A 19,801-nucleotide genomic window follows, 5' to 3' on the forward strand; every position below is an offset into this window, starting at 1 on the left:
CACTGCACCTAATATTCTCAATAAACTCTAACAAGAAAGAAACAATCAACCACTATGAAATTATACTTTGTCCGACACGGAAGAACGGAATGGAATCAAGAAGGCCGCTTTCAGGGAGCTAGCGGTGATTCGCCACTGCTGCCAGCCGCCGTTGAAGAACTGCATACCCTTGGAAAACATCTGGCTCAGACACAATTTGGCAAAATTTACAGCAGCGACCTCCCACGCGCCATTCGATCTGCTGAGATTATCCAAGAAGAAAGCCAGTTTCCGACTGAAATCGTATCAGTACCTGAACTGCGAGAATGGCAGTTGGGAAAACTGGAAGGCGCAAAAATCTCTACCATAGAAGCCATCTATCCTCACCAGATGACAGCCTTCCGCCACAACCTCTCTCAATTTAATCATACCTTTTTTGACGCTGAGTCAGTCTACCATACAACCCACCGGACCATTTCCTTTATCAAGACCTTAAAGGACAAGGACTATGAACAAGTGCTCATTGTCGGGCACGGTGCTAACTTAACCGCCAGTATTCAGACCATGCTGGGCTACGACACACCTCTTTTGCGCAAGAATGGCGGTCTGACCAATGCCAGCATCACCATCCTTGAAACAGAAGACTTTGAGAATTTTGAGCTGATTACTTGGAATAATACGGATTACTTAGTTGAAAAGGCAGAAAATTAAAGCTGGATTTCTAGCTTTTTTTCTTACTTTATAGCCAAATATAGATGAATTTCCCTATCTTTTGTGATAAAATAGGTAGGAAAACTTTTGGAGGAAAAACATGACTACTGAACATATCGAGGAATTAAACGACCAGCAGATTATCCGCCGTGAAAAAATGGCTGCGCTGGCTGAGCAGGGAATTGACCCTTTTGGCAAACGCTTTGAGCGGACTGCTAACTCTGCTCAACTGAAAGAAAAATACAACGATAAAGATAAAGAAGAATTAAACGAACTCAACGAAACAGCTATTATCGCTGGCCGTCTCATGACCAAGCGCGGTAAAGGAAAGGTTGGCTTTGCCCACATCCAAGACCGTGAAGGCCAAATACAGATTTATGTGCGTAAAGATGCGGTTGGTGAAGAAAATTATGAAATCTTCAAAAAGGCTGACTTAGGAGATTTCCTCGGTATTGAAGGTGAGATTATGCGGACGGATATGGGTGAGCTTTCTATCAAGGCGACCCACCTTACTCATTTGTCTAAGGCTCTGCGTCCCCTGCCTGAAAAATTCCACGGTTTGACAGATGTCGAAACCATCTACCGCAAGCGTTATTTGGACTTGATTTCCAACCGCGAAAGCTTTGAACGCTTTGTCACTCGTTCAAAAATCATCTCAGAAATCCGCCGTTACTTGGATGGACAAGGCTTCCTTGAAGTTGAAACTCCTGTTCTCCACAACGAAGCTGGCGGTGCTGCTGCCCGTCCATTTATCACCCACCACAATGCCCAAAACATTGATATGGTGCTGCGGATTGCAACCGAGCTTCACCTTAAACGTCTCATCGTTGGTGGTATGGAGCGAGTTTATGAGATTGGCCGTATCTTTCGTAACGAAGGAATGGACGCAACTCACAATCCAGAGTTCACTTCCATTGAGGTTTACCAAGCCTATGCAGATTTTCAAGATATCATGGACTTGACTGAAGGCATTATCCAACATGCTGCTGTCTCTGTCAATGGCGATGGACCAGTCAACTACCAAGGAACTGAAATCAAGATCAACGAACCATTTAAACGCGTTCACATGGTAGATGCCATCAAGGAAATTACTGGTGTTGATTTCTGGCAAGATATGAGTTTTGAAGAAGCTGCTGCCTTGGCCAAGGAAAAGAAAGTTCCGCTTGAGAAGCACTTCACCGAAGTCGGCCATGTTATCAACGCCTTCTTTGAAGAATTTGTTGAAGAAACCTTGATTCAGCCAACCTTTGTCTACGGTCATCCCGTTGCAGTATCACCTCTGGCTAAGAAAAATCCAGAAGACCCTCGCTTCACAGACCGTTTCGAGCTCTTCATCATGACCAAAGAATATGCCAATGCCTTCACCGAGTTGAACGATCCAATCGATCAATTATCTCGTTTTGAAGCACAGGCCAAAGCTAAAGAACTGGGTGATGACGAAGCAACAGGCATTGACTATGACTTTGTCGAAGCTCTGGAATACGGTATGCCACCAACTGGAGGTCTGGGAATCGGTATCGACCGTTTGGTTATGTTGCTGACCGATGTGACCACTATTCGCGATGTCCTGCTCTTCCCTACGATGAAATAATCTGTATTTTATACGATGTCAAAAAACAGATCCTGCTGGAATTCCAGCAGGATTTTTTACATCACAAAAAAGTCTGGTTTCCCAGACTTTTGACTATATTATTCATATCTCAGTGCTTCAATTGGATCCAGTTTAGAGGCTTTATTGGCCGGCAGGATTCCGAAGAGAACACCGATGGTTGCTGAGAAGAGAAGACTGACGATGCTGACTGGTAGGGATACCGTTACTGGTGTTCCTTCCAGCATTTGACTCATGGCCGAGCCTAGTACAGACGCAAGTCCTGCAGCTAGAACCAGTCCAATCAACCCACCAATCAGTGTCAAAATCATAGACTCAATCAAAAATTGCATCAGTATGTTGCCACGTGTTGCTCCCAGAGCCTTCCGCAGACCGATTTCACGAGTCCGCTCAGTGACCGATACCAGCATGATGTTCATGACACCGATACCACCAACAAAGAGTGAGATTCCGGCGATGGCACCGATAACTCCTGTCATAGCACCATAAATATTTTGCACTTCCTGATAGAGGGCACTATCATCTGTCACTTGATATTCTCCCTGTTGGAGACCAGCAATTTCTGTTAATTTCTTGGCAACCTTAGGACCAAGTTCTGGAACCAAGCTAGTATCATTCACCCGAAGAACAATCTCTGAAATTTCATCGACTCCAAAGTTTGCAGCTATGAGAGTATTAGTTGTAATGGCATTACCACCATAGACCTGCATGGAGCCAGATGCAGCAGCAGTTTCAGGATCTCTATAAACCCCAATCACCCGATAGTTACTGGCACCCACTGTCACAATTTTATTGATTGCCTCTTCAGCGGAAGAAAAGAGGTTCGCAGCCAGACCTTCGTCTAGCAGCACAACACTGGCAAAGCCTTGATAGTCTTGCTGTCTCAGAGCACGACCAGCAATGATTTTGTATTTTTTTACCTGAATATAGGTCATGTTTGCACCGACAAAATTGACGCGCTCAGCCTTCTTATTTTCGTAGCTAAAGGTTTCCATAGCTGAGTTGGTCACATAGTAGCCGTCCACTCCCTTGATATGGGTCAATTCCTTAACCCAGGCTTCCTGGGCCTTGGGTGGTTCCACCACTTCTTCGCTTTCATCTTCCACATTTACAGAATAGAGATCAGCCGTTTGTGTGTAGGAGCCGTCCTTGCTCTTTTTAGGAGAAAAGACGAGACGCATGTTTTTCTGACTTTTGGTAAAACTCTCATTGACCCGTCGGGTAATGGAATCTCCTAGGGCCATGATAACCACAACCGAAGCCACTCCGATAATAATCCCAATCATGGTCAGGAAAGACCGCATCTTGTGTCCAAGAATGGAGCTAATGGCAAATTTCCAGTTTTGCATTAGACTAGTCCTCCTTCCTTAGCGCTATCAGATGAGATGACACCGTCACGAATGACAATCTGCCGTTTGGCATAGGCAGCAATCTCAGGCTCGTGGGTTACCATGATAATGGTTTTCCCTTCTCGATTGAGCTCAGTTAAGAGCTCCATAATCTGCTCACCAGTCTTGGTATCCAGGGCACCAGTCGGTTCGTCAGCCAGAATCAGCGAAGGATTATTGACCAAAGCACGAGCAATAGCAACCCGCTGCTTCTGTCCTCCAGAGAGCTCTGAAGGCAGATGGTGCATCCGCGTGTCCAGCTCCACCTTGGTCAGAAACTGCTCGGCCAAGGACTTACGTTTAGATTGACCGACACCTGCATAGATCAAGGGCAGTTCCACATTTTGCAAGGCATTAAGCTTAGACAAGAGAAAGAACTGCTGAAAGACAAAGCCGATTTGCTTGTTACGAACCTTGGCCAGCTTCTTATCACCTAGCTTAGCTACTTCTTCGCTTCCTAGATGGTATTCACCAGTGGTCGGACGATCCAGCATCCCAATGATATTCATCAGAGTAGACTTACCAGATCCAGACGGTCCCATGATGGCAACAAACTCACCCTCTTCAACCTCCAGACTGATGTCTTTTAATACCTGCAGTTCCTGGTCTCCATTGCGATAGCTCTTATTAATATTTTTTAACTCAATTAGCTTCTTCATAAGATTTCACCTCTTGACCGTCTTTCAAGCTATCTGTCGGATTGATGATAACTTTACTATCCTTTGTCAAACCAGATGAGATTTCTTGATTTTCAGCATCAGCATTTCCGAGCGTTACTTCTGTCTTCTTGGCAACTCCTTTTTCCAGGACCCAAACATAGTTCTTGTCTCCGTCCATTACCACACTGCTGACTGGCACAATGAGTCCCTGAGTATTGTTTTTAACTTCGATATTGACAGAGAAGCCTTGCTTGAGCTCACCAATCTCGCTGGTAATGTCAATTGTAAATGGATATTTGGAACCTGAAGCTGTTCCGCTACCACCTGTTCCAGACGGTTGAGCTGCTGCCTGCTGGCCGTCTTTCGGATAGTTGGAAATGTAGCTGATTTTACCAGTCCATTTTTTATCTGGGTAAACTTTTGATGTAATGGTCACTTCTTGACCGACAGACAAGTTAGCCAGATTGTATTCGGATAATTCACCCTTAATCTGCAGATTTCCATTGCTGACAATGTGAACCAAGGTTTGAGTGGCACCAGTTGTTGATTTTGAAACATCACGGTTAACTTCTACGACCGTACCATCTGCAGTGCTTGACACTGTCAAGGCATTGAGAGTAGCTTGCGCTTTATTCATATTATCAACTGCATCAGCCCGAGCATCGCGCAGATCAGCTGCCTGAGACTCCACAGAACGCTGAGCCTGAGCTTCAGACGCCCCATCTGCTTCTTCGTCACCAGTTGTATTTACAGTCACACCATTGGTTTGCAAGTCATGCAATTGACGATCAGCTTTGCTAACCGCCCGAGCAGCTGCATCATAAGCTGCCTGAGCCTCTGCACTTTTATAAGTTACCAACGCTTGACCGGCAGTCACTTGGTCGCCTACATTGACCAGTACATTTTCCAAGTCACCCTTGGTGCTGTCATAGTAGATGTACTGCTCATTGCTGGCTGTGACATTTCCTGTCAGCAAGACTGAAGAAGCCACTGAGCCTTCCTTGGCTTTCTGAACCAGCGGAGTCGTGTCGACAGGCATCTCAGAAGGATTCCCTCCATTTAGAAACATGAAGAGAATTGCTCCTGCAACAACTGCAATCGTAGCTCCAATAATGCTAAATAATTGCCATTTCTTTAACTTTTTCATCTCTTTTCCTCCTCTTGATGAAAACGATTTTCTTTTGTTATATTATATCACAAGGCTATCATAATTCTTCTAAAAAAATTTACAGTTTTTCACAAATGGTTGCTATTTTATCTCAGATAGTAACTCCACTCAAATCCGTAGCAGATTTTTGCATTCACCTGCTAAAAAAGGTACAATTACCTCATATAATAGAAGGAGATTCTAACAAAATGAAAGAATTTGATATGATTGCTATTGGCGGTGGCAGCGGGGGAATTGCTACCATGAATCGGGCTGGCGAATACGGTGCCAAGGTTGCCGTTATTGAAGAAAAGAAACTGGGTGGCACCTGTGTCAATGTCGGCTGTGTCCCAAAGAAGATTATGTGGTACGGAGCTCAAATCGCTGAAGCTATCCATCATTATGGACCAGACTACGGATTTACCTCTGATAATCAAGCTTTTGATTTTGCTACCCTTCGGAAAAATCGCGAAGCTTATATTGACCGAGCACGTTCGTCCTACGATGGTAGCTTCAAGCGGAATGGTGTCGAGCTGATTGAAGGCCGTGCCCGCTTTGTAGATGCAAACACTGTCCAAGTCAACGGTGAGCTTATTCGCGCCAAGCACATTGTCATCGCGACGGGTGCTCATGCTGCTATTCCAAATATCCCTGGCGCAGGCTACGGAGAGAATTCCGACGATGTCTTCGCTTGGGAAGAATTACCTGAATCTGTTGCCATTGTCGGAGCAGGCTATATAGCAGTTGAGCTAGCCGGCGTGCTCCATGCTCTGGGAGTTAAAACAGACCTTTTTGTCCGTAAGGATCGACCACTGCGCAACTTTGACAGCTATCTGATTGACGGACTGCTCCAAGAAATGGAAAACTCTGGACTCCAGCTTCATACCCATAAGATTCCACAAAAGCTGGAAAAACTGCCTGATGGTCAGCTCAAGCTCTACTTTGAAGATGGCAGCAGTCACACAGCCCAGCATGTTATCTGGGCAATCGGTCGTAAGCCAAATGTTCAAGACCTCAATCTAGAAGCAGCTGGCGTCACTCTCAATGAACGTGGCTTCATCGCTGTAGATGAGTATCAAAACACTGTGGTTCCTGGCATCTATGCTCTAGGCGATGTAACAGGTGAAAAAGAATTAACTCCTGTTGCTATCAAGGCTGGACGGATCCTGTCTGAGCGTCTTTTCAATGGTAAAACAAATGCTAAAATGGACTACTCAACTATTCCAACTGTTGTCTTCTCCCATCCTGCTATTGGGACAGTCGGCCTGACTGAGGTAGAGGCTATCAAGACTTACGGAGCAGAAAATATTCACGTTTACACATCTAGCTTCACATCCATGTATTCAGCTGTCACCCAGCATCGCCAACAGGCCAAGTTCAAGCTCATCACTGCCGGTGAGGATGAAAAGGTCGTTGGCCTGCACGGCATTGGCTACGGAGTAGACGAGATGATTCAAGGTTTCGCTGTTGCTATCAAGATGGGCGCTACCAAGGCTGACTTTGATGCTACAGTTGCTATTCACCCGACAGGTTCCGAAGAATTCGTGACCATGCGATAAAAAATTCAAAATCAGAAGAGGTTTGGTATTCCAGCCTCTTTTTGACTTCTGCTACCATTTTATAATAAAGATGATGACCATTCCATAACCTAATCTTTCATTTTACAGACGAATCTTACATTCTTGTAAGATTGCAATTTAAGCTGTTTCAGCTTCATTTGACTTTCCTTTGAAATATCCATCAAGAAATTCCAAAGATTATAAAAAGCGATCTTTTTATTAGTTATTATATGCGACAAGGAGCCTGAAATGAAATCTCAGACTCCTTTTTCTTTATGGTAAAATAGCTACAGCCCTAACTGGTGAACCGCTGGCTTGATGCCAGTTGGGAAAGCTAATTGAGATGAGAGCACCCTTAGCTGGCAGCTGATCCAGATTGGTCATAACTTCTAGCTGATAAATGTCCTGCTCCAAAAGATAGTATTCATTGAGCAGCCCATGCTCCGCTGTAGGAATACCCGCATCTGTATCAAAAGTTTCGTGACCTACCGCCTTGACATCACGCTCATGGATAAGGAACTCTAGAGCGTCCCGTCCCCACCCAGGAGTATGCTGAATCTCCTGATCATCCAGATTGCGCATAGCTGATTGACTTGGCCAACGCTTGGACCAGTCTGAGCGAAAAGCAACAAATGTTCCTGGCTCAATCTGCCCGTGCTCCGCTTCAAAATCTAAAATATCCTGCTTGCCCAGAATAAAGTCTGGATTCTCTGCTACTTCCTTAGACTTATCAATAACCACCAAGGGCAGGAAAAGATCTTTTAGCTCAATCTCTTCCAACCAGCGACCACCCTCCACAAAGTGAATCGGAGCATCAATATGAGTCCCGTACTGGCCAACTACAGAAAACTGCTGAACATGAAAACCGTCTTTCAAAGTGAAAATATCCTTCTTCTCCAAGGCAGGCAGAGCTGGAAAATGCGGACTGTCTTCCCTAATCTGATGGGACAAGTTAACCCATTTTTTCTCCTGTAGTTCCTGATAAATTTTTAATAAATCTGTCATAGCCTTCTCCAATCTAGTCAGTCTTGCTTTAGGAAGATGTTGATTACGCACCCACACCTCTAGCAAAAACTCTTATTTACTTTTGCATTATTATATCAATCAAAGTGTGCTGCTGCAATTCTTTATAGCACTTTTAGATAATCCTTTTTTATTGATAAGAATATAGTTTGAAGCTATAGCTAATTTTTCTAATGAAGCCTATTCAAACATTGAAAATTTTGATATGATAGTACAAAGCAATCCAGAAATGAGGAAAACTGATGAGTAAAACAAAAAAACTTCTTGCGGCCTTGGGCATCCTTTTCTTTAATATTTTTGGTCTTATCGCCTTCTTCGTCTTGCTCATCAGAAGCAAGAAACGAAAATAAGAATCTGTCTGTATAATTGTCTCGTCCGATAAAGAAGGACTTGACTTTTTTTTATTTAGCTTTTAAAATAGTTATCATAAAATCGAAAAGAGGTTTACTATTTATGAACAAGAACAAAGCTTTTCTTCTTGCCCTCCCAGCTATCGGAGCTGCCTTCCTAGCTGTCCTGTCCCAATTAACTATTTCCATCGGCCCCGTTCCCATCACTCTGCAGACTTTTGCTGTCGGTTTGATTGCAACGATTTTCAAACCTCGCGAAGCTGTTTTGTCAGTCTTTATTTATCTGCTGCTGGGAGCTATTGGCCTACCGGTCTTTGCTGGAGGAAGTGGTGGATTTCAAGCTCTCTTTGGCCCAAGCGCCGGCTATCTCTGGTTCTACTTACTCTTTGCCTTTGTGACATCCAGTCTGACCCATAAGGACAGTCCTTTCTATATGATTTTTATAGCCAATGTATTGGGTGACGCTCTCGTCTTTGTCGGCGGTATCCTAGGACTACATTTCTTGGGGGGACTCGATTTCTCTAAGTCAGTCGCGGTTGGCCTTACTCCTTTTATCCTGCCAGACTTGCTAAAAATGGTTGTCATCACCATTATCAGCATTCCTATTTTTAAAAGTCTGAAATTTCATCCCTACTTTTCAGAGAAATAGAAAAAACTGATAGAGCTTTCTCTATCAGTTTTTAAATGCATCCACGAGAACCTGGAATTCTTCATTGGAAAGTGTAATTCCCTTGCCCATCTTGCTGTGGTCTGGACTCCAAGTCCGAATATCATACTTAGCTGGTGCTCCGTTAAAGCTAACGCGGTTGAGTTCCTTGGTCCAGCCCTTATCATTTTCAGACAGGACCAGAAGTTTTTCTTCGATTTCGAATGTAAATTCAGCCATATTTCACCTCTTGTTTTATTTTCCAACTAATAATTCGTAAAAGAATTTACAATTTAGGGAATTTTGTTATATAATATATTGTAACAAGTTATGGAGATTTTAGCTATGAAAAAATATCTCGAAATGATTTTACAAAGAGCCAACGAATTTATCAGTGGCAAAAAGAATGAACAAGGACCAGAGGACAGCGGCCGCATCCTGCGTACCATCGAGCTAGCTCTGCGAAAACAATCTGGTGTCCACGTTATCTTTCTAGATAAAAGCTTCACTGGTGACATTGTTAAATACGATCGCGAGCGCCAGCAGCTGATTATCAAAAATTTCAAGAAAAGTATGACCACTATTATCCGCGTGCAGGACATCAAGCGAATCAGTCTCGTACCCAATAATATCCGTGAAGCCCAAAAGAAAGACATTCGCATCACCAACCGTCGTTTCAAAAGATAACTCTTCCATCCAGCTGGATGGAAGAGTTATTTGTTTGTCTGAAAATAAATCGATCGATGCTTCTTGCAGCCTGGATTAAAAGGATGAGTACAGATAGGACAAGCATCCTCACAGCCAAGATACTGGGAAATAGTCAACTCGGTCCTGCAATGGCCACAAAGAACTACTCGATCTTCTGAGCGACTCACAGGATAGGCCAGAAAAGCATGGTCTTCGTAGCGATTATGACAGAGAAAGCAAGGATAGTATTTCTGACAATTAAAACATTTAAGGGCTATGATATCTCTCTCACTGTGATAATGCTGGCAGCGAGTCTCCTCATCAAGAATATCTCCGTAAACCTGAATCATGCTATTTCCTCTCTGAAAATCTCTATTCATAAAGATGGCTTTTAGATTAAAAAGCCACCTATGAATATAAGATTAAGCTCGGACGGTCACGCTAGTGCCATCTTCCTTGTAAAGATTAATCAAGCCTTCCTTTCGAGCCCGCACCATATCGCCAGCCTCTACGGGCTGCTCCAAGTGAATGGTCAGAAGCTCCATCGGATTAGGAGCCCGATCAATTTTGTTACCATCAGCATCACGAAGGTCTGTGACAAAGGTTTCAAAATGACGGAAGCCCGGTCCATAAAACTCAACCTGATCTCCTTCATGGATAACATTTCGCTGACGGATAGTCGCTGTCTGACTGTCTGCGTCATAGGCTACTACTTCAGCTACAAATTTGTATTCTGGAATCTTGCGTCGCGCTCCGAAAAGCTGCTCATTCTCTGTTGGAGTATGATAGTAAAATCCTGTGGCCAATTCTCGTTGAGCAACCTTCCACATCTCATCGACCAAGTCCCGCTTGATAGCTTCAAACTTTTCAGGACTTTCTAAGTAGGCATTCACAGCTGCTTTATAGCAGTTAGTCACAGTAGAGACGTAATGAATGGACTTCATCCGTCCCTCAATCTTCAAGCTATCCACTCCATTTTCAATCATGTCTGGTATGCGGTCAATCATGGACATATCAACTGCGGACATAGAAAATTCTTCTGGAACTTCACCCTTCAAGCTCTTACGTTCTTGTCCAAAAGGCATATCGTAGAGGTCATATTTCCAACGGCAGGATTGCGAGCAGCCTCCACGATTGGCATCGCGCATACTCATGTGGTTGGATAATGTACAGCGGCCGGAGTAGGAAATACACATCGCTCCATGAACAAAGGCTTCTATTTCAACATCAGTCCGTCGGCGAATTTCAGCTAGCTCAGCCATTGACACTTCGCGAGCTAGGACAACTCGAGTCAGTCCTAAATTTTTCCAAAACTCAAGCGTTTCATAGTTGGTCGCACTAGCCTGAGTCGATAGGTGGATTTCTAGACCAGGTGCTTCTGATGCCGCAATAGCAATCAAAGCTGGATCAGAAACAATGACAGCCGCAATCCCGATATCCCGCAAACGGCGGAACCACTCACCAGCTCCCTCTTCATTCCCCTCGTGCATGACCATATTGGCCGCGACATAGACCTTGGCACCATAACTAGCCGCAAACTGAACCCCTTCTTCCATCTGTTCAAAGGTAAAGTTCCCAGCCCGGCTGCGCAGACCATAGGCTTGTCCGCCAATAAAAACAGCATCTGCTCCATATCGAACAGCTACTTTTAGCTTCTCCAAAGTACCAGCAGGTGATAACACCTCTGGTCGTTTCAACTTTCTTGCCATCATTTTCTCCTATTTGCAATATAAAAGTGTTGATGTCTAATCCTTATTATTTTATAGTAATTTACCCCTAAAAGCAAGGTTCTTTGAATTATTTTCACAATTCTAATTTTTAGATTATTCGAATTAATTCAAAAAAATAGTTTAAAACATCTATTTTTTAGTTCTACTTTATCAATGTTTTTTGTTCTCAAAAAAGAACTCCTAAAAAGAGTTCTCGTTTCTAATTTTATTTTACCATATCAGGGTCATAGTCATAAAATCCGGTATCGAGAAAACGATTTTTCGGATGCAGTTTATGAATCGCCTCATCCAGCACAAAGGCTTGATCTGAGCTAAACTTGCCTGTTTCAATCAAATCTCTCGCCTCAACAAAAATCTTAGCAATCTCAACAAAGTTGTGACCAGGTGTGTAGAGCCCTTCCAACTTCCAGTGGCAGAATCCATGGTCAACCAACTCTATCAGCTTGGTCATCAAATCCAAGTCATTATTGGCAAAAATATGAGTACCATGATTGTCCTCAAAAATCGAATAATGGCTCTGCGGATCGCTTGGTTCTGCCAGAAAGAGATCCCGTTCTCTCGTCTTCTCATCATCGATATGAGTAAAATTATAGTAATTCTGCAAGAGAGGACGCTTGGAGTGATGGATGACACTAGCTCCGTAAACCAAGACTTCAGCAGGAATTTCCAGAATCTCTGGCATCTTAAAAAGCTCTGCAGAAGGAATCTCACGCGCCAAGACAGCTTCTGAAACTCCAGCGTTCTTTGCCCAAAAGTTAATCTGACGGCTGCTGGTAACCATGGTTGAGGCGTCGTAAATGGTTTTTAATTTGTAGCCATCTCGCTGCAGCACATAGAAAACACCAGCGTCCCCAACGGTAATATAATCTGCCCCAATTTCCTGGAGAAAATCAAGATAGGGCTTGATATTATCCATCATTTCCTGATGCATGAGCGCGTTCACCGCAACGGTCAACTCTTTTCCTGCTTGGTGAACTAAGTCAGAAATTCGAGTTAATTCGTCTAAACTAAAATTATGAGGCAAACGAAGGCCATAATTTTTCTCACCGACATAAATTCGATCGACATTTGCCTCTAAAAGTTCCTCAACTTGTTCTATACTTTCAGCTGTTGCTGTAATAATTATCTTTTTCATACAACCATTATAGCAAAAAAATATAAAGGAGTGGTTTTTCATTCGAATTTATTCGTTTTGTAATCCTTTTGTAATATTTAAAACTGCAAAAAAATGGTAGAATTAGAGGGTACTGTAAGGAGAGAGAATTATGCACGTAAGAAAATACCAACAATATGATGACCCAACTGACTACTACTATCAAGAAATTGAATCTGAACAAACACCGCTCTATCAAGAATACCTACCTGAAGCAGAAACATCACCAAGATTAAGTGAACTCTTTTTCTTCTTAAATATTGCTGTTTTCTGTGTCTTGACAGTTTTGTTTAGCTTTGTATTTTTGAGTTTGAAAATGAATACATTTATGTCCTTCACTTTGGCCATTGCTTCTAGCTTGATTAGCATCCAATCTTATCGCCTGTTCGCAAAGAAACGCCAAACTAGCAAATAAACCAACCTTGTGATTCTATGATTTTAAAATATAAGAAAAAACCGAAGATGTTTTCTATCCTCGGTTCTTTTTTTCGTTCTTGCAAACAAAGAAGACTAGCAAAATTTCTAGTCTTCTTTGTTTTATTTTTCTTCTTGACTGTCTGTTTCGGCTGCCTTTTCTTTTTGTCCTTCTGCCGCTTCTGCTCCGAAGTCAATGATGATTTCTTCTGAAGGTTCCTCTTCTTCCTCTTCGAAGATCACAGGCTCTTCCTCTGTAAAGCTGCTTTCTTCTTTATCAAATTTTTCTTTGATTTCGTTAAACTTATCTTGTGAGTAGTCAACGACTGATTTTGTCGTTTCTTTGACAGATTCGATGACAGTTTCAGTTGTAATCTCGCCTTTCTCAACCTTTTCCTTGGTTTGTTGAATTGCGCTGACAGCTTGATTTGAAAAGTCTTTAGCAGACTGAACGACAGCTTCGTGAATATCATCAGGATTTTCTTGGTATTCCTTAACAAAGTCCCGAACCTTATCTGTCGTTTCCTTTCCTTTCTTACTGGTCAGAAAATAGGCAGCAGCTGCACCTGTAACGGCGCCCAATAATAGTGATGAAAATTTTCCCATAATAGACCTTCTTTCTTATTTTTTAAATAATTTTGAAGCAAAACGCAAAGCAGATAAACCAGCTGTTGTCTTGACAGATCCCTTGCCAACAGACACAGCTTTTTTACTCAGCGTGCGCGCCTGAACGTTTAAATCTGAAACGGACTCAGACAGGTCCGCCACAGCTGTAAACAAAGGATCAATAGTTGCGACTTTTTGATTGATGTCGTCAGTTAAGACATTGACCTTGGCCAGTAAATCATTGGTTTGGTGAAGGGTCACGTTGACATCAGAAGTCAAGACTTTGATGGTATTTTCTGTTTCATCTAGCATCTTACCAGCTTTCTCGCCCAGATTTTTGACAGTAATCGTCAAGTAAATCACGAAGATAATGAGGGCAACTGCCAGTAAAGCATAAGCAATTTCAATTATCATATTTCTCTCCTTTCATCGCAGACATCTCTTATAAAAGTCAGCGGATCTATTATTTCTTATTCTTGGTAATAAGGGGCTTTCTTTTTTCTTTGGTAAATGATGATGCCGATTCCGACAAAAATAAGAATCAGCGACAGCCATTGGGAAACACGCAGGCCAGCAAACATGAGGCTGTCCGTCCGCATCCCCTCAATAATCATCCGGCCAAATCCATACCAAATTAGATAGAAGGCGGCGATTTCTCCCTGCCTCAGCAACTTAGGCCGACGGCGGAGAACAATAATCAAGATAAAACCAATCAGGTTCCATACAGATTCATAGAGGAAGGTTGGCTGTCTGTAGCTGCCTTCGATATACATATTTTCCCGAATAAAGCTAGGCAGATAGTTCAAACTCTTAACTGCCGCACCATAGGCCTCATGGTTGGCAAAATTTCCCCAGCGACCAATACTCTGGGCAATCATCACACTTGGTGCTGCAATATCCAGAAAATCAACTGGATGAATCAACCTTCTCCGACAGAAAAAGTAGAGAACTATAGCACCAGCTATCAGCCCACCGTAAATGGCAATACCTGCTATTCCGCCATTCCAAAAATCAATGATTTTTATCAGATTCTTACCGTAATAATCCCATTCAAAGGCCACGTAATAAAGCCGGGCACCCACGATGGCTACGGGAAAAGCCACTAGGATAAAATCCAAAATATCATCAGGAATAATCTTCCGACGCGGAGCTTCTTTCATGGCAAGATAAACGGCTAAAACTAAGCCCGTGACAATACAGATGGCATACCAGCGAATACTGATAGGCCCTAGTTGGATAGCTACTGGATCAATCATGTTTCACCTCATTCCGGCTAATTAAATCGGTGAGGCGCTCTTCAAAGATCTTAGTAGCATCATAGCCCATTTGCTTAGCTCGATAGTTCATCGCTGCAGCCTCAATCACGACAGAGATATTGCGACCAGTCTTTACAGGAATCCGAATACGTGGAATTCTGACACCGGCAACCTCCAGCTCCTCTGTATCATTACCTAGACGGTCAAAAGTCTTTTGAGTATCGTAATTCTCCAAATAGACAGCTATCTGAACTTGAGAAGAATCTTTCACAGCACTGGCTCCGTATAAGCTCATGACATCGATAATACCAACACCACGAATTTCTAATAGATGTCGCAAGATTTCAGCCGGCTCTCCCCAAAGGGTCACTTCATCCTTAGCATAGATATCCACTCGATCGTCCGCAACCAAACGATGGCCACGCTTAACCAATTCAAGCCCTGTCTCACTTTTACCAATTCCACTGTCCCCTTGGATGAGAACCCCCATGCCATAGATATCCATCAGAACCCCATGAACACTGGTTCTCTCAGCTAGCCGGGAATCAAGATAACTGGAAATTTCTCCAGACAAGCGGCTAGTAGAGGCTTTGCTTCTAAGAATAGCAACCTGCTTCTCATCAGCCGCATCAATCATTTCTTTAGGAATCTCTAAATTTCGAGCAATGATAACCACCGGCGTCTCAGGCTGGAACATTTTCAGCAGTACTTGATGGCGATTATGAGAGCTCATCTTCATCAGATAAGACCACTCTTTCATCCCAATCAGCTGTATCCGCTCGGGTGTATAAAAATCAAAATATCCAGTCATTTCAAGTCCAGGCCGAGAAATATCTGAAGTTTTAATTTCTTTCTCCAGTAAAACTTTATCTCCGTACTCCTGAGACAGACGAGACATTTTTAAGAGGTCTTTGACCTTTACTGACATTGTCTTCTCCCTTCAAATTTGTCTGCTTCTATTATAGCAAATTTTTACCTCAAAAGAATCTTTAAGATTGATTTTAGGTCGAAAAAATATTTTGATTTAAATCAACTTTTAGTAAAAATAAAAAAACAGCTGAGACATCAATCGATCAGGCTGCCGAGAATTTTCTTTTGGTTCTTAAAACAAGGATGGTTTTCTACAAAATCTGGGACCTCTTTCAGAGGCAACCAGACATGGGCATCTGTTTCGCCTTCCTGATAGCGGACTTGACTCTTATCGCCAGACACAACCACCTCATAGTAGTCGAAATGGCACTGATCTTTGACAGAGCACACCTGCTCCAAAAGTCTGATGCTGTCAGGAACTAGGCCTGTTTCTTCTTTTAATTCACGTAGTGCAGCAGTCTGACTATCCTCTCCAGCCAACACACTCCCTCCTGCTCCGAACTCATAGTAGCCAGGATAGAGACTTTTATTTGCTGACCGCCGCATAAAGAGAATATCACCATCCTGATGGCGAACCAAGACATTAACACAGAGATGAAACTGTCCTTCAGGAATTTTTTCTCCTCGAACCAGGAGATGAGGGAGTTGATTTCGATTTAAGTCATAGGCATTCCAAACTTCTGTCATATTTCCTCCTTGAATAAATTGCTAATATTTTGGTGATGTTTTTAAGTGTCAGTTTACCTGGTTTTCTATCCTGCTTCTTTTTTAGATTTTATCTAAAAGAAGCAAGCAGAAAATAAATCACGGCATAGAAATGTCTTACTAAAACATTCCCTACTTCAAGTAAAAAATCGGGAGCGAATCCCGAAATTTTCTATTTTATTAAGAATTACCAAAACCAGCCGTCTTTATCGTCTTCGATAGCTTCTGCTTCTTTTCGTTTGCGCGGGCCGGTTCCATACATTTCTTCTTCTATGTCTTCTTTATAGGGCATAACCATAGCTAGCAGGATATAGATGAGAATTCCCAAGCCGAAATTGACCACAGTAAAGATAATAAAGAGGAAGCGCACCAAGCTCAGATCAAAATCAAATTTATCACATAGACCGGACAAGACACCGGAAATCAGTCGATTCTTTTTCAACTTATAGAATTTCACGTTCATGATAGAGACCTCAATGATCATATTTACTTTATTCTACCATATTTCATGAGAAAACAATCGGGCCAAAGGCTGATTATGCCTTAGAAAGTTCATTCTTTAAAAAAGAGAGTTCATTAAAGAACTCTCTTGCTAATCTATCAAGCTTTCTCTGACAAACGGAGCTTGCCCATACAGCGACCGCAACGGTATTTTTGAAGATTGACTCTGCGTCTACGACGGATAAGTGCTCCGCAGCTCAGGCATTCATAGACGAGAAAAGATTGCGAATCTGACAATGAGGGGGCGTAGCGCAGACCATCAACTCGCTTGAGCAGGTCTTTAAAATCTCGATCCCCATGGCGGTATCCTTTGCCCTGATAATAGAGGTGATAGTGAGCTAACTCATGGCGCACAATTTTTCGAAAGGTCGCCAGCCCAAAAGTTTCATAGATTTTTGGGTTGAAATCCAGATGACCATCTTTAGGAAAGAAGCGTCCCCCTGTAGTGCGGAGACGCTTATTCCAATAAGCTTGGTGGCGGAATTCCCAGCCAAAATCTTCAGCTGAGACCCGCTTGACATAGTTAGTTAGATTCATTTGGTGCTATCAGAGAGAGGTTAACCTTCTCCCGTTCCACATCCAATTTATCCACCCAGACAGTGACCAAGTCACCAACAGATAGGACCTGACTAGGATGCTTGATATAGTCTGTGCTCAGCTTGGAGATATGGATAAGACCGTCTTCGTGGATACCGATATCCACAAAGGCTCCGAAATCAACGACATTGCGGACGACACCTTCCAGTTTTTGACCGATACGCAGATCCTTGATATCCAAGACATCTTGCCGCAGAACTGGGGCGTCAAAGGAATCACGCAAATCCCGGCCAGGCTTGAGCAAATCAGCAATAATATCTTTGAGGGTTTCTTCTCCCAATCCTAGCTCTGCAGCCAAACTAGCAGTCTGAACAGCCTTTAATTTGACTTGGGCAGCTTCATCCAAACTGCTGATTTCCAGACGCTTAAAGAGCTCCTCCACTGCCTTATAAGACTCTGGGTGAACGCCTGTATTGTCTAGCAGGTTATCACTTTCAGGAATACGCAGGAAGCCGGCCGCCTGTTCAAAAGCCTTTGCGCCTAGACGCGGCACTTTCTTGATGGCCTCGCGAGACCGAATCAAGCCTTCCGTTTCCCGGTATTTGACAATATTTTCTGAAATAGTCTTATTGAGACCAGCTACATGGGCAAGCAGGGCAGGACTTGCTGTGTTGATATTGACCCCGACTTGGTTAACCACTGTATCAACGACAAAGTCCAGACTTTCAGACAGTTTTTTCTGGCTGACATCATGCTGGTACTGACCAACCCCGATAGACTTAGGATCAATCTTAACCAGCTCAGCCAAAGGATCCTGCAATCGGCGGGCAATGGAAATAGCTGAACGCTTTTCAACCGTCAAATCTGGAAACTCATGACGAGCCAGTTCACTAGCAGAGTATACAGATGCTCCGCTTTCATTGACGATGACATAGCTGACATTCGGATGAGATTTCAAAACTTCCGCTACAAAGGCTTCGCTTTCTCGGCTAGCCGTTCCATTTCCAATGGCGATGATTTCCACGCCAAACTGCTCAATCAGCTCCGATAACTCTTTCTTAGATGCTTCAATCTGAGCTGACTTTGCTGGTGGAACGGGATAGATGACATGGGTCGTCAGCATCTTGCCTGTCGCATCAACAACAGCCAGCTTAGCCCCTGTTCGAAAGGCTGGGTCAAAGCCCAGTACTACGCGACCTTTGAGAGGGGCAATCAGGAGAAGATGACGGAGGTTATCTGAGAAGAGCTGAATCGCTCCATCCTCAGCAGCCTCAGTCAGCTCGGTCCGAATACGGCGCTCCATAGCTGGAATGATTTTCTTTTTGACCGCTTGCTGAACAGCTTCGATAATATAGGCATTTTTCACCTTGAAACGTACTTCAAAGAAGCGTAGGATTTTCTCAAGATTGTGCTCAAAACCAACCTTGAGAACACCTAGCTTCTCACCACGATTAAGAGCAAGGGTCCGGTAGCCTTGCATGGTCGCTACTTTTTCAGAAAAATCATAATAAATCTGGAAGACCTGCTTTTCATCCAAATCACCGTCTTTGAGACTGGATATGATAGAAGAATTGGTCTGCATCTCATGGTAGGTCCAAGCCCGCAGCTTGGTATCTTCGGAAATCGCCTCAGTCAGAATATCCACTGCTCCAGCTAGAGCAGCTTCTGATGTTGGAAAGGCTTCACTAGTCAGTTTCTCAGCTTCTTCCTGCAGATTAGCCGCATCCTGTAGGATTAGGCGGGCCAAAGGAAAGAGACCTGCTTCACGCGCAATAGTTGCCTTGGTACGGCGCTTCTCCTTATAAGGCAGATAAAGTTCTTCCACATCAGCCAGCTTTTCAGCAGCCTCAATCTCAGAGCGCAACGCATCCGTTAGTTTTCCCTGCTCCTCAATTTTAGCTAAGACCGTCACTTTACGCTCTGCCAAAGCAGTCATGCTCTTATCTAAGTCAATGATCACCTTAATCTTGACCTCGTCCAGATTTCCTGTCATTTCCTTACGGTAACGAGCAATAAAAGGAATCGTATTTCCCTCAGCGGTCAGATCTAGGACCTGTGATACTTGGCTTTCTTTAAGACCCAATTTCTGGGCAATTTTTTCAATATTTATATTTTCCATAACAATCCTATTATATCACAAGTGCTTTGAAAGATAGGCAGTTTTAGAACTATTTAGTACTATTTGTACAAAAAAATTTAGGGTAAATTAACGACAAAGGGTCTCTTATGTCTCAAAATTTCATTTTTTGATAATTGGTAGTATAATAGAAT

Annotated in this window: 22 protein-coding genes; 6 read left to right on the forward strand and 16 right to left on the reverse strand. The window is 43.1% G+C overall.

Going from position 1 to position 19,801, the window contains the following annotated elements:
* Positions 1 to 54: 54 nt before the first annotated feature.
* Positions 55 to 690 (forward strand): histidine phosphatase family protein, encoded by a 636-nt coding sequence (locus RWX26_RS09230; RefSeq protein ID WP_314581115.1) that lies wholly within the window; start codon positions 55 to 57, stop codon positions 688 to 690.
* 100 nt (positions 691 to 790) lie between these two features.
* Positions 791 to 2,281, forward strand: coding sequence for a lysine--tRNA ligase (gene lysS, locus RWX26_RS09235; protein ID WP_002914784.1), 1,491 nt, complete (start codon positions 791 to 793; stop codon positions 2,279 to 2,281).
* 98 nt (positions 2,282 to 2,379) lie between these two features.
* Here lysS and RWX26_RS09240 read toward each other — a convergent pair whose 3' ends face one another.
* Genes RWX26_RS09240 through RWX26_RS09250 form a run of 3 tightly spaced genes read right to left on the reverse strand, consistent with a single transcriptional unit; the run spans position 2,380 to position 5,493 of the window.
* Positions 2,380 to 3,648, reverse strand: coding sequence for an ABC transporter permease (locus RWX26_RS09240; RefSeq protein ID WP_314581117.1), 1,269 nt, complete (start codon positions 3,646 to 3,648; stop codon positions 2,380 to 2,382).
* Positions 3,648 to 4,346, reverse strand: coding sequence for an ABC transporter ATP-binding protein (locus RWX26_RS09245; protein WP_002906126.1), 699 nt, complete (start codon positions 4,344 to 4,346; stop codon positions 3,648 to 3,650). The genes RWX26_RS09240 and RWX26_RS09245 overlap by 1 nt, the downstream gene beginning before the upstream one ends.
* Complete coding sequence (locus tag RWX26_RS09250) at positions 4,330 to 5,493, reverse strand: efflux RND transporter periplasmic adaptor subunit (protein ID WP_314581118.1); 1,164 nt, start codon at positions 5,491 to 5,493, stop codon at positions 4,330 to 4,332. Before RWX26_RS09250 ends, RWX26_RS09245 begins: the two co-directional genes overlap by 17 nt.
* 209 nt (positions 5,494 to 5,702) lie before the next feature.
* Here RWX26_RS09250 and gorA point away from each other — a divergent pair, with 209 nt between their 5' ends.
* Positions 5,703 to 7,052: a glutathione-disulfide reductase gene (gene gorA / locus RWX26_RS09255; RefSeq protein WP_314581120.1), complete on the forward strand. Its 1,350-nt coding sequence runs from the start codon at positions 5,703 to 5,705 to the stop codon at positions 7,050 to 7,052.
* A 273-nt stretch (positions 7,053 to 7,325) separates the two neighbouring features.
* On the opposite strand, the gene RWX26_RS09260 is transcribed toward gorA, so the two are convergent.
* The gene (locus tag RWX26_RS09260; protein ID WP_032913620.1) at positions 7,326 to 8,057 is read right to left on the reverse strand and encodes a cyclase family protein; all 732 of its coding nucleotides are present in this window, start codon (positions 8,055 to 8,057) and stop codon (positions 7,326 to 7,328) included.
* Positions 8,058 to 8,528: 471 nt separating this feature from the next.
* On the opposite strand from RWX26_RS09260, the gene RWX26_RS09265 reads away from it, so the two are divergent.
* Positions 8,529 to 9,074 (forward strand): biotin transporter BioY, encoded by a 546-nt coding sequence (locus RWX26_RS09265; protein ID WP_002904945.1) that lies wholly within the window; start codon positions 8,529 to 8,531, stop codon positions 9,072 to 9,074.
* A 24-nt stretch (positions 9,075 to 9,098) separates the two neighbouring features.
* On the opposite strand, the gene RWX26_RS09270 is transcribed toward RWX26_RS09265, so the two are convergent.
* Positions 9,099 to 9,311, reverse strand: a complete 213-nt coding sequence (locus RWX26_RS09270) for a YdbC family protein (protein WP_002897227.1) — start codon at positions 9,309 to 9,311, stop codon at positions 9,099 to 9,101.
* A gap of 90 nt (positions 9,312 to 9,401) precedes the next feature.
* On the opposite strand from RWX26_RS09270, the gene RWX26_RS09275 reads away from it, so the two are divergent.
* Positions 9,402 to 9,758: a hypothetical protein gene (locus tag RWX26_RS09275; protein ID WP_002897226.1), complete on the forward strand. Its 357-nt coding sequence runs from the start codon at positions 9,402 to 9,404 to the stop codon at positions 9,756 to 9,758.
* Positions 9,759 to 9,784: 26 nt separating this feature from the next.
* On the opposite strand, the gene RWX26_RS09280 is transcribed toward RWX26_RS09275, so the two are convergent.
* The 3 genes from RWX26_RS09280 to RWX26_RS09290 all read right to left on the reverse strand — a co-directional run bounded on the left by RWX26_RS09280 (position 9,785) and on the right by RWX26_RS09290 (position 12,623).
* Positions 9,785 to 10,108 carry a CHY zinc finger protein gene (locus tag RWX26_RS09280; RefSeq protein WP_173308306.1) on the reverse strand — a complete coding sequence of 108 codons (324 nt, stop codon included), beginning with the start codon at positions 10,106 to 10,108 and terminating at the stop codon, positions 9,785 to 9,787.
* Between the two features lie 72 nt (positions 10,109 to 10,180).
* On the reverse strand, positions 10,181 to 11,467 hold the full coding sequence (locus RWX26_RS09285; RefSeq protein ID WP_314581130.1) for a U32 family peptidase: 1,287 nt from the start codon (positions 11,465 to 11,467) through the stop codon (positions 10,181 to 10,183).
* Positions 11,468 to 11,693: 226 nt separating this feature from the next.
* Positions 11,694 to 12,623 carry a peptidase U32 family protein gene (locus RWX26_RS09290; protein WP_314581132.1) on the reverse strand — a complete coding sequence of 310 codons (930 nt, stop codon included), beginning with the start codon at positions 12,621 to 12,623 and terminating at the stop codon, positions 11,694 to 11,696.
* Between the two features lie 130 nt (positions 12,624 to 12,753).
* Here RWX26_RS09290 and RWX26_RS09295 point away from each other — a divergent pair, with 130 nt between their 5' ends.
* A complete protein-coding gene (locus RWX26_RS09295) occupies positions 12,754 to 13,056 on the forward strand; it encodes a DUF3270 family protein (protein WP_002894977.1) in 303 nt (100 codons plus the stop codon).
* Between the two features lie 122 nt (positions 13,057 to 13,178).
* Here RWX26_RS09295 and RWX26_RS09300 read toward each other — a convergent pair whose 3' ends face one another.
* The 8 genes from RWX26_RS09300 to RWX26_RS09335 form a co-directional block, all read right to left on the reverse strand.
* Positions 13,179 to 13,661 (reverse strand): YtxH domain-containing protein, encoded by a 483-nt coding sequence (locus RWX26_RS09300; protein WP_314581135.1) that lies wholly within the window; start codon positions 13,659 to 13,661, stop codon positions 13,179 to 13,181.
* 15 nt (positions 13,662 to 13,676) lie between these two features.
* Positions 13,677 to 14,075 (reverse strand): DUF948 domain-containing protein, encoded by a 399-nt coding sequence (locus RWX26_RS09305; RefSeq protein ID WP_002894975.1) that lies wholly within the window; start codon positions 14,073 to 14,075, stop codon positions 13,677 to 13,679.
* Between the two features lie 56 nt (positions 14,076 to 14,131).
* A complete protein-coding gene (gene lgt / locus RWX26_RS09310) occupies positions 14,132 to 14,917 on the reverse strand; it encodes a prolipoprotein diacylglyceryl transferase (RefSeq protein WP_002920747.1) in 786 nt (261 codons plus the stop codon).
* Positions 14,910 to 15,845, reverse strand: coding sequence for an HPr(Ser) kinase/phosphatase (gene hprK / locus RWX26_RS09315; protein WP_002894971.1), 936 nt, complete (start codon positions 15,843 to 15,845; stop codon positions 14,910 to 14,912). Before hprK ends, lgt begins: the two co-directional genes overlap by 8 nt.
* A gap of 137 nt (positions 15,846 to 15,982) precedes the next feature.
* The gene (locus RWX26_RS09320) at positions 15,983 to 16,474 is read right to left on the reverse strand and encodes an NUDIX domain-containing protein (protein ID WP_314581141.1); all 492 of its coding nucleotides are present in this window, start codon (positions 16,472 to 16,474) and stop codon (positions 15,983 to 15,985) included.
* 205 nt (positions 16,475 to 16,679) lie between these two features.
* Positions 16,680 to 16,955 (reverse strand): PspC domain-containing protein, encoded by a 276-nt coding sequence (locus tag RWX26_RS09325; protein WP_032907817.1) that lies wholly within the window; start codon positions 16,953 to 16,955, stop codon positions 16,680 to 16,682.
* Between the two features lie 137 nt (positions 16,956 to 17,092).
* Positions 17,093 to 17,530, reverse strand: coding sequence for a SprT family protein (locus RWX26_RS09330; RefSeq protein ID WP_314581144.1), 438 nt, complete (start codon positions 17,528 to 17,530; stop codon positions 17,093 to 17,095).
* On the reverse strand, positions 17,517 to 19,649 hold the full coding sequence (locus tag RWX26_RS09335; RefSeq protein ID WP_314581147.1) for a Tex family protein: 2,133 nt from the start codon (positions 19,647 to 19,649) through the stop codon (positions 17,517 to 17,519). Before RWX26_RS09335 ends, RWX26_RS09330 begins: the two co-directional genes overlap by 14 nt.
* Positions 19,650 to 19,801 lie beyond the last annotated feature (152 nt).

It is taken from the genome of uncultured Streptococcus sp. (assembly GCF_963536705.1).
GTDB lineage: Bacteria > Bacillota > Bacilli > Lactobacillales > Streptococcaceae > Streptococcus.

What these genes read in the sequence shown, in the direction of transcription:
- RWX26_RS09230 (WP_314581115.1), top strand. Translation starts at nt 55, where the DNA reads ATGAAATTATACTTTGTCCGACACGGAAGAACGGAATGGAATCAAGAA.
- lysS (WP_002914784.1), top strand. Translation starts at nt 791, where the DNA reads ATGACTACTGAACATATCGAGGAATTAAACGACCAGCAGATTATCCGC.
- RWX26_RS09240 (WP_314581117.1), bottom strand. Translation starts at nt 3,648, where the DNA reads ATGCAAAACTGGAAATTTGCCATTAGCTCCATTCTTGGACACAAGATG.
- RWX26_RS09245 (WP_002906126.1), bottom strand. Translation starts at nt 4,346, where the DNA reads ATGAAGAAGCTAATTGAGTTAAAAAATATTAATAAGAGCTATCGCAAT.
- RWX26_RS09250 (WP_314581118.1), bottom strand. Translation starts at nt 5,493, where the DNA reads ATGAAAAAGTTAAAGAAATGGCAATTATTTAGCATTATTGGAGCTACG.
- gorA (WP_314581120.1), top strand. Translation starts at nt 5,703, where the DNA reads ATGAAAGAATTTGATATGATTGCTATTGGCGGTGGCAGCGGGGGAATT.
- RWX26_RS09260 (WP_032913620.1), bottom strand. Translation starts at nt 8,057, where the DNA reads ATGACAGATTTATTAAAAATTTATCAGGAACTACAGGAGAAAAAATGG.
- RWX26_RS09265 (WP_002904945.1), top strand. Translation starts at nt 8,529, where the DNA reads ATGAACAAGAACAAAGCTTTTCTTCTTGCCCTCCCAGCTATCGGAGCT.
- RWX26_RS09270 (WP_002897227.1), bottom strand. Translation starts at nt 9,311, where the DNA reads ATGGCTGAATTTACATTCGAAATCGAAGAAAAACTTCTGGTCCTGTCT.
- RWX26_RS09275 (WP_002897226.1), top strand. Translation starts at nt 9,402, where the DNA reads ATGGAGATTTTAGCTATGAAAAAATATCTCGAAATGATTTTACAAAGA.
- RWX26_RS09280 (WP_173308306.1), bottom strand. Translation starts at nt 10,108, where the DNA reads ATGATTCAGGTTTACGGAGATATTCTTGATGAGGAGACTCGCTGCCAG.
- RWX26_RS09285 (WP_314581130.1), bottom strand. Translation starts at nt 11,467, where the DNA reads ATGGCAAGAAAGTTGAAACGACCAGAGGTGTTATCACCTGCTGGTACT.
- RWX26_RS09290 (WP_314581132.1), bottom strand. Translation starts at nt 12,623, where the DNA reads ATGAAAAAGATAATTATTACAGCAACAGCTGAAAGTATAGAACAAGTT.
- RWX26_RS09295 (WP_002894977.1), top strand. Translation starts at nt 12,754, where the DNA reads ATGCACGTAAGAAAATACCAACAATATGATGACCCAACTGACTACTAC.
- RWX26_RS09300 (WP_314581135.1), bottom strand. Translation starts at nt 13,661, where the DNA reads ATGGGAAAATTTTCATCACTATTATTGGGCGCCGTTACAGGTGCAGCT.
- RWX26_RS09305 (WP_002894975.1), bottom strand. Translation starts at nt 14,075, where the DNA reads ATGATAATTGAAATTGCTTATGCTTTACTGGCAGTTGCCCTCATTATC.
- lgt (WP_002920747.1), bottom strand. Translation starts at nt 14,917, where the DNA reads ATGATTGATCCAGTAGCTATCCAACTAGGGCCTATCAGTATTCGCTGG.
- hprK (WP_002894971.1), bottom strand. Translation starts at nt 15,845, where the DNA reads ATGTCAGTAAAGGTCAAAGACCTCTTAAAAATGTCTCGTCTGTCTCAG.
- RWX26_RS09320 (WP_314581141.1), bottom strand. Translation starts at nt 16,474, where the DNA reads ATGACAGAAGTTTGGAATGCCTATGACTTAAATCGAAATCAACTCCCT.
- RWX26_RS09325 (WP_032907817.1), bottom strand. Translation starts at nt 16,955, where the DNA reads ATGAACGTGAAATTCTATAAGTTGAAAAAGAATCGACTGATTTCCGGT.
- RWX26_RS09330 (WP_314581144.1), bottom strand. Translation starts at nt 17,530, where the DNA reads ATGAATCTAACTAACTATGTCAAGCGGGTCTCAGCTGAAGATTTTGGC.
- RWX26_RS09335 (WP_314581147.1), bottom strand. Translation starts at nt 19,649, where the DNA reads ATGGAAAATATAAATATTGAAAAAATTGCCCAGAAATTGGGTCTTAAA.